This is a genomic window from Acinetobacter gyllenbergii CIP 110306 = MTCC 11365 (assembly GCF_000413855.1).
Classification (GTDB): Bacteria; Pseudomonadota; Gammaproteobacteria; order Pseudomonadales; family Moraxellaceae; genus Acinetobacter; species Acinetobacter gyllenbergii.
The window spans coordinates 1-14,907 of sequence record NZ_ATGG01000060.1; the positions used below are offsets into that span (position 1 = coordinate 1).

Consider the following 14,907-nt stretch of genomic DNA (forward strand, 5'->3'; position numbering starts at 1 on the left):
GCCAAAGTGGTTGGGCCAAGCGGCGAAGAAATTCATGTGGATGAATGGGGGCGGATTAAAGTCCGTTTTCTCTTCACTCGGAATGACGACCATAGCCACGATGGTGGTGCGGGTGCCAATGACAATGACACGGACTCTGCTTGGGTTGATGTACTGACGCCTTGGGCAGGTGAAGGCTATGGTGCACGTTTATTACCACGTATTGGAGAAATCGTGGTGATTGACTTCTTTGATGGCAATATTGACCGTCCATTTGTGGTGGGAAGAATTCATGAAGGACATCGTAGCCCGACCAAGTTTGATCATGTAGGTAAGCTGCCAGACACCAAGAAACTGGCAGGGATCAAATCGAAAGAATATCAGGGCGAAGGCTTTAACCAACTGCGTTTTGATGACACCACAGGACAGATCAGTGCTCAACTACAAAGCAGTCATGCCGCCAGCCAACTGAATCTGGGTAAACTCAGTCATCCTAAAGACAAGGCTGAAAGTGAAGACCGAGGTGAAGGTTTTGAGCTACGTACCGACCAATGGGGTGCAGTACGTGCAGGTGAAGGTCTACTCCTTTCCACCTATAAACAGGATCAAGCCCAAGGTGAACATCTGGACGCACAAGTTGCTAAACAGCAGCTTGAGGGCAATCAAAATAATGCCAAAGCCTTAAGTGAAGTAGCCAAGAATCAGCAGACTGATGAAATAGAATCGCTGGATCAACTCAAAGAATTTGCGGAAGAAATTGAATCTGATATTGCCAAGTTTAATAAGGCGATGTTGTTGCTTAGCTCACCTGCGGGTATTGGTTTAAGTAGCAATGAAGATATTCATCTCTCTGCGGATGGACAGATTAACCAGTTTGCGGGTGATAGTATTAATCTAAGCACCCAAAAAAATCTGGTGGCACATGTGAGTGGTAAAGCCAGTCTGTTTGCCGCACAAAATGGCATTAAACAAGTCGCAGCCAAAGGCAAGTTTGAAGTTCAGGCCCAAGGGGATGGACTAGATTTACTTGCCAGGCAAGGCATACAAATTACTTCGACTGAAGACCGTATTGAAATCACCAGCCCCAAAGAGATTGTGATTACTGCGGGTGGTTCTCAGATTAAGCTGAATGGCTCAGGGATTTTCCCTGTGACCAGTGGCAAGTTTGAGGTGAAGGCAGGGCAGCATTTGTTTATGGGCGGTGCGAAGTCAAATTATATTTTACCTGAATTGCCAAACATTCAATATGCTTATAGTAATAAATTGGATGTTTTTAATCTCTTTAAGCCGTCGGAATTAAAAAATATTGAATATTCAATATTGCATAATAATGGGAAAGTTAAAAAGGGGACGCTTGATCAATATGGTAGAACTGATCGAATAAGATCGCATGAAAAAGAAAAAGTTAAAATCTTAATTGGAGGAGATGAGTGGCATTACTATATTGAAAATTTTGGAGGAAGCAAAGATGAGAATACTTTTATTCAATTTTTAGACTTTTTAGGTGCAGCTATTCCTAATTTAATATTTCAGTTGAGTGATGAAAATAATAAGATTATTTTAACAGGCACAACTGATAAAAATGGTGAGGCTGTCTTTAAGTGTCCTAATGTTAATTTTCCTTTACTTTCAGTAAAAAGTATTATTGATAATGAGTTTAAGCCTATTATTAGAATTGAGAATAATTATGTAAGAGAAATTACACTGATTAGCCCTAAAATTTTAAAAGATATAGATTTGTTTCAAGATTCTGAGGAAAAGGGAGCTTATAGACGAAGTAATTATTCAGGAGAAACATCATTCAATGACGGAGAGAATTAAAAATGGTGGATGAGTCTAAAAAAGATCAGCAGATGAAGAACCAGAATGGTAGATCTGTACTTGTAATTTCGGCTGAAGATGTAAAAGATGCAGCTAGTGCAAGTCAAACAGCTTCTGATTGGTTGGGTTATTTGACAACAGGTACGAAAGTAGTAGAAAAGAATAACTTTGCATGGGGCGTCTTACACTCTAAAAATTCCCCAGGATTTAGTCTAGAAAACTTAAAAAAAATTAAAATGTATTCTCATAATCCAGAAACAAATAGAGTATTTCAGGGAAATAAGCACACTAAAGTTACAAATATTGGAAAAGTGGCTGGTAAAGTTGATAAAGTTGGTGGAATTTTAGGAAATGTTGGGGATGCTGCAGAGATTGTTGTGGCAATAAAGCAAAAAGATGCGAAAGCTCTCGCATCAAAATCTTCGACAATGATTTTATCAAAAAGTGGAGAAACTGCGGGTTTGGCTGCTGCGGGGAAATGTACAAAGTTTGCAGTGAAAAAATTAGATCCGAAGAGAGTCGCTATAGCAGGTACAGCTTGTTATATAGCATTTAACTATGGTGGAAAGTATGTAGGTGACAAAGTAGGTACAGCCGTTGGAGAAACTGGTCCTGCTGTAGAAGTAGCTAAAGGTATTATTAAAGCGATTGATATAATGGATGAGCAAGATAAAGCTGCTGAGGAAAAAAGGAAGGCAATAGAAACTAAAAAAGATCCTATGCTAGAATGGCATGTAATTGGTGCAGATTAATTACAAGGTTTTTATATGAAATTAAAGTTTTTAACAGTTTTTGTTTTATTAGGTTTTAATCCTTTAGTTCTTTTAGCATGTTCTAAACCTACAGTTGAATCTGTAACAGTTTCACAAAATGCAGAAAAAATTTACCAAAATGGTGAAAAATATTATTTAGGTAAAGGAGTGTCGCAAGATTATCAAAAAGCTTTTCAATTGATTGAACAAGCCGCTAATATGGGCTTAGCTGAAGCTCAAAATGATTTGGCTAGTATGTATTTTGAGGGGTTAGGTACAAAACAAGACTACGAAAAAGCTTTTTTTTGGTTTGATAAATCGGCGAAACAAAACTTTCCTGAAGCTGAATACAACTTAGGGTTAATGTATGCTCATGGAAATTTTGTGCCAGTAAGTAAATCAAAAGCATTAGAGCTATATTCTAAAGCAGCAGAAAAAAACTTTCCTCAAGCACAATTTAATTTAGCTAATGCTTATTTAAATGGTGATGGATTACCTAAGGATGAGGCTAAAGCATTAGAGCTATACGCTAAAGCAGCAGAACAAAACTTTCCTCAAGCACAATTCAATTTAGCTAATGCTTATTTTAATGGTGATGGATTACCTAAAGATGAGAAAAAAGCATTGGAATTATATACTAAAGCAGCAGAACAAAATTTTCCTCAAGCGCAATTTAATTTAGCTTATATATATCAACATAACTTTAATGATATAGAAAAAGCTAAGTATTGGTTCAAAAAAGCTGATGATAATGGTGTTGAAGAAGCTGGAGCAGCATTAATGCAATTGGATGATTAATTTTTTTTTATAAATAAGTATAAAAATGTGCACAAAATAAGTGCAGAAATGGTTGCAATGATTCCCTGTAGTTCTAGAACTATTAATGATAACCAAGATGTTTTTAAACTAATTTGGTTTTCATTAATATGTATTTCCCCTATATTGTTTTCTTTGGATATATAAACTTTTATATCCCCGTTTTTTTTGTGGTTATTCCATAGTTGTGTGTTTTTAATTTTTAAATTTTCACACGACTCAAAAAAACTTGTTCTATAATAGTTGAAAATTTTATCCTCATTAATATAGTAGTTTTTTTTATCTATAGTGTATTTATATTTTATAGAGCGGTATGCTGCTCTATTAATACCTCTATAAAATGGTTTGTGTGAACAGTAAACTTCTGATTCTATAATTTCAAATTTGTCTAGCATCACCCAGTTTTTATGTGTGAAACTAAATAATGTTTTTTTAATACAGAGAAATAGTAAGCTAGCTGAGAGGAGTAAAAATAAAGTAATTATTGTATATAATACTGTTTTTTTCATTTAAAAAAGTAGGCAATGTAAATGCATGATTTTATCAATTTTTTTTCAACTTATTGTTTTATTGTGTTAGTTAGGTCTCGAAAGGAACATCCTGAATTTATTACTTATGAATTTCTTAAGAATTTTAGGGGGTTAATCAATGTCTGATGCGGAATTATTTATTGTGGCAAACTATGAACACAATTCGGATGGTTCATATACGACCTGAAGCTACTTGACAGACTGTTGAATATTGGTGACACAGCGTACTCTATACAAACGATAAGTCATTTTATTCTCTTCATTTGATTCTGGGGGGGCTCTTACAATATTGAGTCTATCATACGTATTTGTTGAAGAGGAACTGCACAATACCTTTTTAGTTTCAGACCTAGCTCTTGTTGGATTCTCAACAGACGGATGCTTATAATTGTAATTATAATTTTTTGATTGACTAATATTATTTTTGAAGAAGGGAGTATAGGTTGTTAGTAATGTTGAGTGGGGAGTCAAATAAAATTATAGAGAAGGTTTTGGAAACTACATTTTTAATCACAATTTTTGATCAGTTAGGATGGTTTTAATGATTGTGCAGAAACTTAAATCTATTGTTTTTAGCTGCATATGGAATTGGAAATAAAATGAAAAAATATGAACTGATTCATAAATCTTTTCTTGCTTTATTAATATTTGTTATTTCCCTGAGTTTTATTTATATTTTTTCAAATTTTATTTTTTGTTTATTTATATTTTTATTTTTTGGTGTGCTTTTTACTTTACAAGGAAGAGCTGCGTTAGGTGTGAGTGGTCAAAAATACTTTATGTATATCACATTAAATGCTTTTCTTTTATTTGCTTTTTCTGCCTTTACCCTGGTTTTGTCTTTGAAGGGTCATGCCATATTTGTTCTTTTTCCAATTTTTATATATATTATTTTGGATTATATTATTTTCAGAATTAAGTTAGAGGGAATTTTAATAGAATTTTCGAAAGATAATTTGGTGATTGTTGATAATAATTATGATGATTTTTCAAGTGAATTTGAACTTAAATATGGTAAGGTTTGGGGTGTGGGGCTTGAAATATTTACTATGGTTTATGTTTTATATATGTTCGTAGTTGGGCCATACTTCTTTATTTTTAAATTTAAAAGTTATTTTGATGTGGATAATATCACAATGGGGTGGAAGGTTGGTTTTGTTGTGTATGCCTTGGTTCTTTTGTTTTTAATACTATGGGAGTATACCTTTAAAAGGCTAATTTTTTTTAAAAGATTACTTTCGAATTAACCTTTTTGAACTTAGCGTGATAAGGGTTTTAGAAGAGCTTTAAGTAATAGGTTGTTGGGTTTTAGTTTTTTTCAGTAAAAAATAATATCTTATTTCTTTCAATAACTTGCAGAGTTCTGCTGGGGGATATTTGTGTGATATGATTAACCAGGGAAATTAGTTGATTAAATTAAGTTGGGAATTATTATTTAGGTTTGTAGTTAAGGATTTTAAATGTCTTTGAAATTGTCTGATTTTGATTGTAAATATTTTGTCAAAAATCATTTTATTATGAATTTGGTGTTAGGGTTTCTAACTTTTTTAATATTTTTTTCATCAATTTCTGCGAATTCGGATTTAATTAATTTTCTACTAACATTAGCTTTTATTTTTTATTTTTCATTTTGTGTTTATATAAGAGTCAAAAGTAAGTCTAGCATCTTGGATTATGCTCGTCATCGTTATTTAAGTTGCTATCTGAGTTCCTTTTGCTTTTTTCTTCTCTCCTTGTTGGTTGCTTTAGATTTGGGTGATTTTTATTTTTTTGGTTATATTTTTATTTATTTTGTTTTGTTTGTTTTTATTTGGTTTTATAATAGGATCGAGTTGCGCTCTAATACGTATTGGAGTCTTTTAGATGAGGCTTTTTTTTCAAAAGATGACATCGAACTATATGATTTCTTTTTTTTAATTAGTAAACATAAGTATAAAACTAGCAATTTGTCAGTTATTGCTGCAATTGTTATTTCGCAGATTGCATTTGTCTTTACGATGAATGGTTTTTTAAAAATTTCCCCTGCTTATGAGTCTTCTATTTTGCCAGGTGTTTTTTTATTCATTTCTTGCTTTATAATAATCAATATGAGGTTACATGTGATTTTTCCATATTATTTCTTAAAACAATATGAAGATGATGAAAGTATGAGAAACCTACACAACTAAGTTCCTCAAAAGCTATGCTGAAATTAAGACTGTTTTATCGAAATGGCAATGAGGGGGAGCCCTTCTGTAGTTTACAATGTTAGGTTGAAATATTACATGGATTTAAATCCAAAATAGGAGAGAGTGAAATTATTTTAGATTTTTTATGTGCAATCAGGCTTTATAGAGTCCAGATGGTTGTAGCAGCTCGATTATAAGCTTGTGATGGAGTTCAAACAGATCTCAGCGGAACTTTTTGATAGTTATTAAAAGATGCCAAACTGTAAGTGATATTGAGTCATAAAACCAAGTAGAGCTTTGTTGTGAGTAAGGAAGGGCGTTTTAAAGAATCAATTCAAGCACTCATTTGTTGCAAGTTGCAGTAGACAATGAGTATGTTGAAGCTCAATATAACATTGCATTTAATTGTTATATTAGAAGTCATGCTAACCAAAATTTAAGTGGATTAGTTGAGTATGTGGGAAATAAAAAATAAATCATATTTTAACTTTTAATCAATATTTAATTGGGTGTAAAAATCCTTAATTATTATACTGAAAATGTTTGAAATTTAAGCTTAATATTCAGTGCTTTAATTGTTGTATCTATAAGGGAATTTACGGTAGTAAGTTTTATAGAGAATTTAGTCAAATAAATGTTGTCTATTAATAGCCAGTATTTATTTTTTGCATTGTTTCCGTATCTAAGAGTGCACGGATACTTTTAAACAAAGGATGTTTGTTCGTATATTTCTCACCATAAGTAAGGTTAAACTCATAATCAAAATCATCAGGATTAATGCCTTGGTTATGCTGTAAAATCGTTTCTAACTTATCTAATGCTTTTACAGCAATTGCTTCTTGCGTTTGACCAGCCTCATATTCTTCCCACAGTCCAAGTAGCGAGCTTCTTAGCGGATCATCTAATGACTGGGTAAGGAATAAGAGATCATTACGTTCTTGGGCATTTTTATCAGGATGATTTTGCTTTTCGATCGCAGGAATATCACCATGAATTGTCTCGCCCAAATCATGAACAAGACACATCTTTAAGACTCTTGAAAAGTCGAGGTATGTCAATTCATCTTCAAATACCAGTGCTAATAAGGCAAGTCTCCACGTATGCTCAGCAGTACTCTCATTTCGGCCATTAGACGTGTGGGATGAACGCATGATATTTTTTAGATTTTCAGCTTCTTTTAAAAAGAGTAAACGACCTTTAATCATGTCGGTATTCATTCAGCTTTCCTGTTATTTTCAAAATGATAGAACTCTACGTTCACAAGGTTATAGAGGTATTAAAAATAGTTGTAAGGTCTGGTTTAATATATTTGAACTAATTGCAGCAATTTTTCTCTGCTTTCTGCTGAGATAAAACTTGCATTTAAAGCATCAATATTGGTTTGTATGAAGTCTTCATCCTGCCAACCAAACCGATCATGTAATAATTGATATTCTTGATTTAAAGTTGTATTCGCCACCGTTCGAGCATCCGTATTAATATTGAGCTTTACGCCAGCTTGCTTAAGCTTATCGACTGAATGTTTTTCAATGTTTTCAAAAACATCACATACGATATTACTGCTTGGGCATACTTCAAGTAATATATTTTGCTGCTTTAATCTTGCAACGACAGCATCATTTTCTATACTACGTACGCCATGGCCTATACGAGTTACGCTTAATTTATCTAGCACTTCGGTAACACTATCAGCTCCTTTGGCTTCTCCTGCATGCGCTATGACATTGCCGCCCATACCTCTAACATGTTCAAAAGCTGCGATGTGATTGTCTAATGAATACCGTGCTTCGTCAGCCGCTAGGTCAAGTCCAACAACGCCATCATTCATAAAGTTAGTCACTAATTTTGCAGTCTTCATACTATCTTCAAAACTAAAGTGCCTGAGCGTGCATAAAAGTAGTCCAGCTTTGATATTGTATAATGCCGATGCTTGCTGCATTGCTTTTAGGACTGTTTTAGTCACTTCTTCTACTGTTAGTCCTAGTCGTGTATGTAATAGGGGAGCAAAGCGAAGTTCTGCATAAATAACATTGTCTGCCTTCAGTTGATCAAATAGATCATCGACTGCAAGCGCAATGGCTGATTTTGTCTGTAGAATATCCAGAGTAGGCGCTATTTTACTTAAAAAATCCCCTAGATCTTTACATTTGTTCGGGGCAATAAAAGTGTCATTAAACGTTTTTAGTCTTAAATCTGGCAGAATTTGCCTCGCACAATAATAGCTCAGGGAGGTGTCTAAATGAACATGCAGCTCAACCTTGGCTAATTTTTTAGAATCAAATAAATTCATACTTCTCTCAATTTACAAAGAGTGACTGGCTCAATATTGCTTCATCAGATGCTGTATCAGTATCAATCAATACATGTCTCACTGTGATATGACAATACCGTTATTCTTGAGGTGTGCTACAGCTTATGTTTCAATTTAAATTAGAAAAAGGACATATGTCCCTTTTTTGATATTCGATAAAGTGTGCTGACCGAAGAATATAATTTAGCTCTATCACATGGATGCCTAAGGTCAACTTAAAACATAGAGCGAAACTGTGTATGTCTGATAGATGCGCAGGCTAGAGAAGAGTCGTAAATGATGAAGAATATGAGTAAAAATGAATTAATGCAGAACTATGTGGATACATTTTCATTGTGTAACTATTTCTCTCCGGCATTGTTAGAAAATCTACGATTAAAGCAAATAGAAGAGGGTGAATACCTTGTTGCACAAGGGAGTTCATTAAATAATCTCTTCTTACTGGTGGATGGAAAGTTGCAAGTAGAACATTTTCATCAAGATGGAAGTTATGCTGTATTTTCTATCGAAAAGGCATTCTCGGTGATTGGTGACTTAGAGCTTTTTTTAGATATCGATCTGTATACGGTGAGTACTGTTAGGGCAATTTCAAAGGCAGATATTCTTGAAATACCTTTGGGTAAGATTCAGCAATATGGTTTTAATGACCCTAATTTTCTACGTTTTATTTGTACTCACCTGAGTAAAAAACTATATGCTTCGACTCAATTGCTGACGAACGTATCACTTCCTGCATTTGTGAAAGTGCGGAAGTACTTGGCAATTAGAGCTGAAGCTGAAGGAACCGTAATTCATTTAGAAAAACGTGATTCTATTGCCGCTATGCTTGGGATTTCAACTCGACAGCTCAATCGTGTTCTTAAAGATTTAGCGGAGTTAAACATTATTCAGTTCAAAAATAAAACAGTGAAAGTGCTGGATAGTGATTACCTGCTTGAAATCAAGAAGACAGATTTTTTCTAACCTACAAGAGAAGGTGTTGTTGGATAGCGATTACGATCTATTTTTAATTTTCAGAATTGATCAGTTTTCTTGAATAATATTTACACTTTATTTAAGGAGTATATTGCAGACATTTCTTAAATTTGTAATCCTTATCAAAAGGGTGTCTAGTTTTGAACTTAGGCAGGTGTTTGTTGTAGTCGGGCCGCTATAACGTAACGAAAGAGCACCTGTATGTTTAAGCTAAAGATTTTTGACTCAATCTCTACGGAAGTATTGACTTTAAAAAGTGATCTGGAACTGAATACTGAAATTCAGCTGATCACAAAATATAAAACATCTCACTCGGAAGCTTATAAAAAAGCGATCGTTTTAATATTTAAAGAACGAGGTTATTCTAGCCTAGAAATAGGGCAACTATTAGTGTCCTGATGCTTATATTTGTTTTAAAATTAAGGTGATATAAGCCTATATATTATTAGCTCTCGCTATTTTTATTCTCCCTGTCCTTGGGTTATGGGAGATTAGAAGGGCAATGATAGGACTTATTCCAAATGGAGTATGTCCTTAATCTGTTTTATTCTTTGAGGCTAATTCAAGATATTTTTTTCTTGATCGGTTTTTGAGAAAGATGTATCGCGCTGCTAACAATATTTTGAATACGACTGAATGATAAAATAGCACTAAATATATGATATTTAATGCTATAGTTTGTTGTTAAAAGAGGGTTTGCTAAGACAATAAAGATTCTTTACTTTATTTTCTTAAAGATAAAGTCATTAATCTTATGACCAGATTCCAGACCACGACGCTCAAATTTAGTCACTGGACGCCATTCTGGACGAGGGTAACTATTGCCTTTACCTGCCAAGTTTTCCATATCAGGACGATTATCTAGGATATCAAGCATCCACTCTGCATACGGTTCCCAGTCAGTTGCTGAGTGGAAAGTACCACCCAACTCAAGCTTTTGCTCAACTAGTTGCATACGCTCATGAATCACAAAGCGGCGTTTAAAGTGACGCTTCTTCTGCCACGGATCTGGGAAATAAAGCTGTACACAGTTAATACTGTTATCTGGCATTTCACGTAATACTTGGATTGCATCGGCATCTAGTACAAACAAGTTCTTTAAACCTGCCATACCCGCTTCATAGACACACTGTGCGATACCAGGCACATGCACTTCGATTCCGACAAAGTTACGTTCAGGATTGGCTTTTGCCATTAATACCAAAGAGCGACCCATACCAAAACCGATTTCAACAGTTAATGGACGTTCAGGATGTTCAAAGTGTTGACGTAAATCACCAACAGGGTATTCCAAAATTAAATCACGATAATCTTCTAAAGCAGTACGTTGTGAAGTATTGAGCGGAGCTGAACGACGCATAAACGTCACAATTTCACGGTGCTCAGGCAAATTGTCGAGTTCCGTAATTTGCGTTTCTAACTGATCGTTTGACATGATTCTGGAGATATAAATATAGAAATGCCGTATTTTAAGTGTTCAGGTGGTCAAGTCAAACTTTAAGTGATTTTATTTAGCCAGTCATTTCTAAAATTGCTTAAAATTTGTCAAAAAAACTTCATGTAGCTGTCACAGAAATTGCATAGCCTAATTACAATTTTAACACTAAGTAAAAAACCATGAACAATTTTAAATACCATTCAATCGCCATTTGTTTAGGTCTGTTAGGTGCATCTTCAATCTTTTCTGCTGCACATGCACAATTGATGTTTAGTCAATATGTCGATGGCAGCAGCAATAAAAAAGGACTGGAAATCTATAACCCCGATGCCACAACGGTGAATTTAGCTGATTATGAAATCCAGCAGTTTAATAATGGTGGCACAGTTAAAACAGTTGCCTTCCCATTACAGGGAACTCTAGCCAGTAAACAAAAATTCCTGATTGGTCGTTCAGAACTACAGGCGCAATTGGGCGATAAGGTTAATCAAGTTGCGGGATTATCTTTTAATGGTGACGATGCCATTGTATTGCTGTATCGCGGTACGCCTGTAGATCGTTTTGGTCGTATTGGTGAGCGTCCAACGGCAGGTTGGGGCACAACGGTATTCAGTACTGCGAATAGCTTTAAGCGCATTCAAACGGACAATCCTGTGGTGAGTGTTGATCCGACCAGCCCATTTGACCTTGACCAGTCTTGGCAGGCATGGACAGATCGTAATGACTTTTCGAATTTAACTGGTTCAACCACCACTCCACCTGTAGATGCAGTCAGCTGTAGCAGTAGCGATACGCCGATTGCCAGTCTTGCGCAATCGACTCAAAATCAAAACTACACCATTCGTGGTGTGATTACAGCGGATTACCGTTATAGCAATGGTTTCTCAGGTTTTTATGTACAAACCCCTGACAGCAAAGCAACGCCAAATGTCAGCAATGCCATCTTTGTTTATATCCCTGCAAGCAGTGCTGTCAAAGGTGGGCAAGTGGGTGATGAAGTGATTCTGCGTGGTCGTTTAACCAGTTATCAAAACCAACTTCAACTGGATCAGTTACAACAGGATATTAAAACCTGTAACCAGAACATGGCATCGTTGATTCAACCATTGGATTTAAACTTACCCTTTAGCAGTTTGACCGATACAGCGGGGAACTCACCGAAACGTTATCAGGGCATGCTGGTGAAATTACCGCAAACTTTAACGGTAAGCGAAAACTATAATTTCGGTCGTTATGGTGAACTTTCTCTGAGTCTTGGTCGCTTATTTATTCCAACCAATCTTTATCCTGCACTTTCAAATGAAGCCAAGGCTTTAGCACAGCAGAATCTACTTTCAAAAATTATTTTTGATGATGGTTATAATAATCAAAACCGCGCACCGTGGTTGCCACAAAACTTTAGTGCTTTAAATACATTACGTTCTGGTTATCAGTTAAAGAATGCACAAGGGATTCTAGAATATCGTTTTAATGCGTGGCGTGTACAGCCCATTGCAGGGGCGAACTTGCCAGAAGTCGTGACCACCACTAATCCGCGCCCAACCATTACGGCTAAACAAAGCAAGCATATTCGCGCTGCGGCTTTTAACGTCTTGAACTATGACAATGGTAAGAACGGCTTCCCAACTGAACGTGGTGCCAATAGTCAGGCTGAATTTGATAAACAACATGCCAAAATCGTCAATGCATTAAAATCAATTGATGCAGATGTTTATGGACTGATGGAGATAGCCAATAATGGTTATGGCAGTGATAGCGCAGTTGCCAACCTCACCAAAGCTTTAGGGACAGACTGGAAATACGTGATTCCAGAAGGCTTGAACCAGCTCGGTACCGATGTAATCGCAGTTGCGATTATTTATAACAGCAAACGTGTACAGCCAGTGAATAAACCTGCGGTATTGGACCTAGGCGATAAGAGCCGTTCAACCATTGCACAATCCTTCAAGCCTGTACAAGGCGGACAAATCTTCACCGTGATTCCAAATCATCTTAAGTCGAAGAGCTGTCGAGGTGTCGATGAAAGTTCTCTCGATGCGGATCAACGTGATGGACAGGGCTGTTGGAACCCAACCCGAGTGAAAGCGGTTGAGCAACTCACCCAATGGATTGCCAAGAATCCGACTCAAGTAAAAAATCCGAATATCTTGCTTTTGGGGGATATGAACAGTTATGCCAAAGAAGATCCGATCCTGACCTTTGAGAGAGCCAACTACAAAGTTTTGCTGAATGACAGCAAAGTGGGTGAGGGCAATAAGGCGTATAGTTATGTCTTTGGTGTTGCGAGTGACGCCGATGGTTATGGCGGTGCTGGTAATCTTGATCATGCCATTGCCGATGCCAATCTGTATAAACGTGTAATCAAGACCTTTGCATGGCATATCAATGCCGATGAGCCAACAGTATTGGACTATAACGAGGAATATAAAACCGATGAGCAAAAGGCCTTGTTCTTCTCGGCAGATGCTTATCGTTCTTCGGACCATGATCCTGTGATTGTAGATTTGGATATGAAAAGCTCGGACTCGCAACTTGAACCAAACAATCCGAAAAATATTATCGTTGAATTTTTAAACTCATTATTTGAGTGGTTAGGCAAGTTTTTTGGTCGAGCATAACCCGATTTCCGTGACATTGTTTAGTTTGTTTTTTCATAAATTAATCAATCGTCACGGAATATAACTTGCAAGGTAGAAAAAAATTCATTAATAGTAGTGGTGTAGATGTTCTTAGCATGAAAGCGATTATAAATTTTAGTTATTTCTGTTCTCGAGTTTCGTAGGAACGTCCTAGAGCATAAGTTGTTAGATAACAAGGATCAATTATGAAGTTGTATTATTCCCCTGGTGCTTGCTCATTGGCTGCCCATATTATTTTAAATGAAATAAACGTTGATTTTGATTTAGAACGAGTTGATCTAAAAACACATAAAACTTCAAAAGGTGCAGATTATTACGAGATTAATCCAAAGGGCTATGTCCCTGCATTGGAAATTAATCCAGGTTTAATTTTAACTGAGAATGTAGCGATTTTACCGTTTTTGGCGCAGCATGACCCAAAACAGGATTTAATCCCACCATCGGGGATGGGGCGTGCTAAAGTCCTTGAATGGTTAGGCTATTTGAACTCAGAACTGCATGACGCTTATTCAGTGTTCTTTGGTGGTAAGCTCACTGATGATGAGAAAGCCAAAGCTTATGCAGAAGTTGATCGTTTGCTTAAATATATCGACAACTATTTAGCTGAATCAGATTGTGATTATTTAGTTGATGACAACTTTGGTCCTGCGGATGCGTATTTATTTGTTCTCACCAATTGGTCCAACCATATCGAACATGATTTAACCCCTTATATCAACATTATCGCATTGCGTAACAAAGTGGCTGAACGTCAGTCGGTACAAATTGCGATGCGTGATGAAGGTTTGTTAAGTTAATTCAGATCAATAAAAAAGCCTCTGTTGATAGAGGCTTTTTTATTTCAACTCAATTATTGTTGAGCTTTTTCTTTCACATCAGCAGCAGTTGACTCTACAGCACCAGCAACTTTAGCAGTTGCATCACGTGCAGCAGCTTCAGTTTTTGCAGCAGCTTCAGCAGTTGCAGTCGCAGTGTGATCAGCAGCAGCATCAATTTGATCACCCGCTGTATCTACAGCAGTTGCAACATTGTTAGCAGCAGAATCAGCAGCATTTTGAACATCAGCACCAACTTGGCTAGCGGCATGTTCTAAATGCTCACCTGTAGTTGCACCAGTTTCAGGTGCTTTATCTTTATTACAGCCTACAAGCGCAACAGTAGCAGCAAGACCTAAAGCAACAAGTAATTTATTCATTGTCTATTTCCTTTTCTTTGTGGCATCCAATAGGAATGGATACCGAAAATATAAACATAAACTTGATGAATAATAAAGTTGAATATTTGTTGATAACTTGTAAAAACACGCACTTACATCGGAAAATGTAAGTGCGTGCACATGTTGGCGGATGAGTTTAAACGCCAGAACGGATCATATAATCAAAAGCAGATAGTGATGCTTTCGCGCCTTCACCTGTGGCAATGATGATTTGCTTATATGGCACTGTAGTACAGTCACCTGCGGCAAAGACACCTTTGAC

14 protein-coding genes and 1 pseudogene are annotated in these 14,907 nt (G+C 36.1%); 9 read left to right on the plus strand and 6 right to left on the minus strand.

The genetic code is table 11. The features are described 5' to 3' along the window. The 3 genes from F957_RS01180 to F957_RS01170 all read left to right on the plus strand — a co-directional run. The coding region (locus F957_RS01180; protein WP_016660682.1) for a DUF2345 domain-containing protein at positions 1 to 1,800 on the plus strand (1,800 nt) is incomplete at its 5' end. A gap of 2 nt (positions 1,801 to 1,802) precedes the next feature. After that, on the plus strand, positions 1,803 to 2,552 hold the full coding sequence (locus F957_RS01175) for a hypothetical protein (RefSeq protein WP_016542182.1): 750 nt from the start codon (positions 1,803 to 1,805) through the stop codon (positions 2,550 to 2,552). 15 nt (positions 2,553 to 2,567) lie between these two features. Then, positions 2,568 to 3,350 (plus strand): tetratricopeptide repeat protein, encoded by a 783-nt coding sequence (locus F957_RS01170; protein WP_016542183.1) that lies wholly within the window; start codon positions 2,568 to 2,570, stop codon positions 3,348 to 3,350. On the opposite strand, the gene F957_RS01165 is transcribed toward F957_RS01170, so the two are convergent. Continuing rightward, positions 3,347 to 3,877 (minus strand): hypothetical protein, encoded by a 531-nt coding sequence (locus F957_RS01165; RefSeq protein ID WP_016660683.1) that lies wholly within the window; start codon positions 3,875 to 3,877, stop codon positions 3,347 to 3,349. The two genes, F957_RS01170 and F957_RS01165, sit on opposite strands and share 4 nt — an antisense overlap. A gap of 620 nt (positions 3,878 to 4,497) precedes the next feature. On the opposite strand from F957_RS01165, the gene F957_RS01160 reads away from it, so the two are divergent. Continuing rightward, a complete protein-coding gene (locus F957_RS01160; protein WP_016542184.1) occupies positions 4,498 to 5,145 on the plus strand; it encodes a hypothetical protein in 648 nt (215 codons plus the stop codon). Positions 5,146 to 5,358: 213 nt separating this feature from the next. Further along, positions 5,359 to 6,066 (plus strand): hypothetical protein, encoded by a 708-nt coding sequence (locus F957_RS01155; protein WP_016542185.1) that lies wholly within the window; start codon positions 5,359 to 5,361, stop codon positions 6,064 to 6,066. A 644-nt stretch (positions 6,067 to 6,710) separates the two neighbouring features. On the opposite strand, the gene F957_RS01150 is transcribed toward F957_RS01155, so the two are convergent. Next, on the minus strand, positions 6,711 to 7,283 hold the full coding sequence (locus F957_RS01150; RefSeq protein WP_016542186.1) for an HD domain-containing protein: 573 nt from the start codon (positions 7,281 to 7,283) through the stop codon (positions 6,711 to 6,713). Between the two features lie 83 nt (positions 7,284 to 7,366). Then, the gene (gene add / locus F957_RS01145) at positions 7,367 to 8,356 is read right to left on the minus strand and encodes an adenosine deaminase (protein WP_016542187.1); all 990 of its coding nucleotides are present in this window, start codon (positions 8,354 to 8,356) and stop codon (positions 7,367 to 7,369) included. Between the two features lie 297 nt (positions 8,357 to 8,653). Here add and F957_RS01140 point away from each other — a divergent pair, with 297 nt between their 5' ends. After that, positions 8,654 to 9,340 carry a Crp/Fnr family transcriptional regulator gene (locus tag F957_RS01140; protein ID WP_016660684.1) on the plus strand — a complete coding sequence of 229 codons (687 nt, stop codon included), beginning with the start codon at positions 8,654 to 8,656 and terminating at the stop codon, positions 9,338 to 9,340. 213 nt (positions 9,341 to 9,553) lie between these two features. Beyond that, positions 9,554 to 9,751 (plus strand): hypothetical protein, encoded by a 198-nt coding sequence (locus F957_RS21995; RefSeq protein ID WP_016660685.1) that lies wholly within the window; start codon positions 9,554 to 9,556, stop codon positions 9,749 to 9,751. Between the two features lie 319 nt (positions 9,752 to 10,070). Here F957_RS21995 and trmB read toward each other — a convergent pair whose 3' ends face one another. Next, on the minus strand, positions 10,071 to 10,787 hold the full coding sequence (gene trmB / locus F957_RS01130; protein WP_004654068.1) for a tRNA (guanosine(46)-N7)-methyltransferase TrmB: 717 nt from the start codon (positions 10,785 to 10,787) through the stop codon (positions 10,071 to 10,073). A 182-nt stretch (positions 10,788 to 10,969) separates the two neighbouring features. On the opposite strand from trmB, the gene F957_RS01125 reads away from it, so the two are divergent. Together F957_RS01125 and F957_RS01120 are read left to right on the plus strand one after the other, a co-directional pair. Then, the gene (locus F957_RS01125) at positions 10,970 to 13,408 is read left to right on the plus strand and encodes an ExeM/NucH family extracellular endonuclease (protein WP_016542189.1); all 2,439 of its coding nucleotides are present in this window, start codon (positions 10,970 to 10,972) and stop codon (positions 13,406 to 13,408) included. 206 nt (positions 13,409 to 13,614) lie between these two features. Beyond that, positions 13,615 to 14,226, plus strand: coding sequence for a glutathione binding-like protein (locus tag F957_RS01120; RefSeq protein WP_016542190.1), 612 nt, complete (start codon positions 13,615 to 13,617; stop codon positions 14,224 to 14,226). A 53-nt stretch (positions 14,227 to 14,279) separates the two neighbouring features. On the opposite strand, the gene F957_RS01115 is transcribed toward F957_RS01120, so the two are convergent. Both F957_RS01115 and F957_RS21550 read right to left on the minus strand, forming a co-directional pair. Beyond that, positions 14,280 to 14,624 carry a hypothetical protein gene (locus F957_RS01115; protein WP_016542191.1) on the minus strand — a complete coding sequence of 115 codons (345 nt, stop codon included), beginning with the start codon at positions 14,622 to 14,624 and terminating at the stop codon, positions 14,280 to 14,282. Between the two features lie 157 nt (positions 14,625 to 14,781). Next, positions 14,782 to 14,907, minus strand: a pseudogene (locus F957_RS21550) (FAD-dependent oxidoreductase); the annotation flags it as partial.

Coding starts and splice junctions, on each gene's coding strand:
- F957_RS01175 (WP_016542182.1), top strand. CDS start 1,803: ATGGTGGATGAGTCTAAAAAAGATCAGCAGATGAAGAACCAGAATGGT.
- F957_RS01170 (WP_016542183.1), top strand. CDS start 2,568: ATGAAATTAAAGTTTTTAACAGTTTTTGTTTTATTAGGTTTTAATCCT.
- F957_RS01165 (WP_016660683.1), bottom strand. CDS start 3,877: ATGAAAAAAACAGTATTATATACAATAATTACTTTATTTTTACTCCTC.
- F957_RS01160 (WP_016542184.1), top strand. CDS start 4,498: ATGAAAAAATATGAACTGATTCATAAATCTTTTCTTGCTTTATTAATA.
- F957_RS01155 (WP_016542185.1), top strand. CDS start 5,359: ATGTCTTTGAAATTGTCTGATTTTGATTGTAAATATTTTGTCAAAAAT.
- F957_RS01150 (WP_016542186.1), bottom strand. CDS start 7,283: ATGAATACCGACATGATTAAAGGTCGTTTACTCTTTTTAAAAGAAGCT.
- add (WP_016542187.1), bottom strand. CDS start 8,356: ATGAATTTATTTGATTCTAAAAAATTAGCCAAGGTTGAGCTGCATGTT.
- F957_RS01140 (WP_016660684.1), top strand. CDS start 8,654: ATGATGAAGAATATGAGTAAAAATGAATTAATGCAGAACTATGTGGAT.
- F957_RS21995 (WP_016660685.1), top strand. CDS start 9,554: ATGTTTAAGCTAAAGATTTTTGACTCAATCTCTACGGAAGTATTGACT.
- trmB (WP_004654068.1), bottom strand. CDS start 10,787: ATGTCAAACGATCAGTTAGAAACGCAAATTACGGAACTCGACAATTTG.
- F957_RS01125 (WP_016542189.1), top strand. CDS start 10,970: ATGAACAATTTTAAATACCATTCAATCGCCATTTGTTTAGGTCTGTTA.
- F957_RS01120 (WP_016542190.1), top strand. CDS start 13,615: ATGAAGTTGTATTATTCCCCTGGTGCTTGCTCATTGGCTGCCCATATT.
- F957_RS01115 (WP_016542191.1), bottom strand. CDS start 14,624: ATGAATAAATTACTTGTTGCTTTAGGTCTTGCTGCTACTGTTGCGCTT.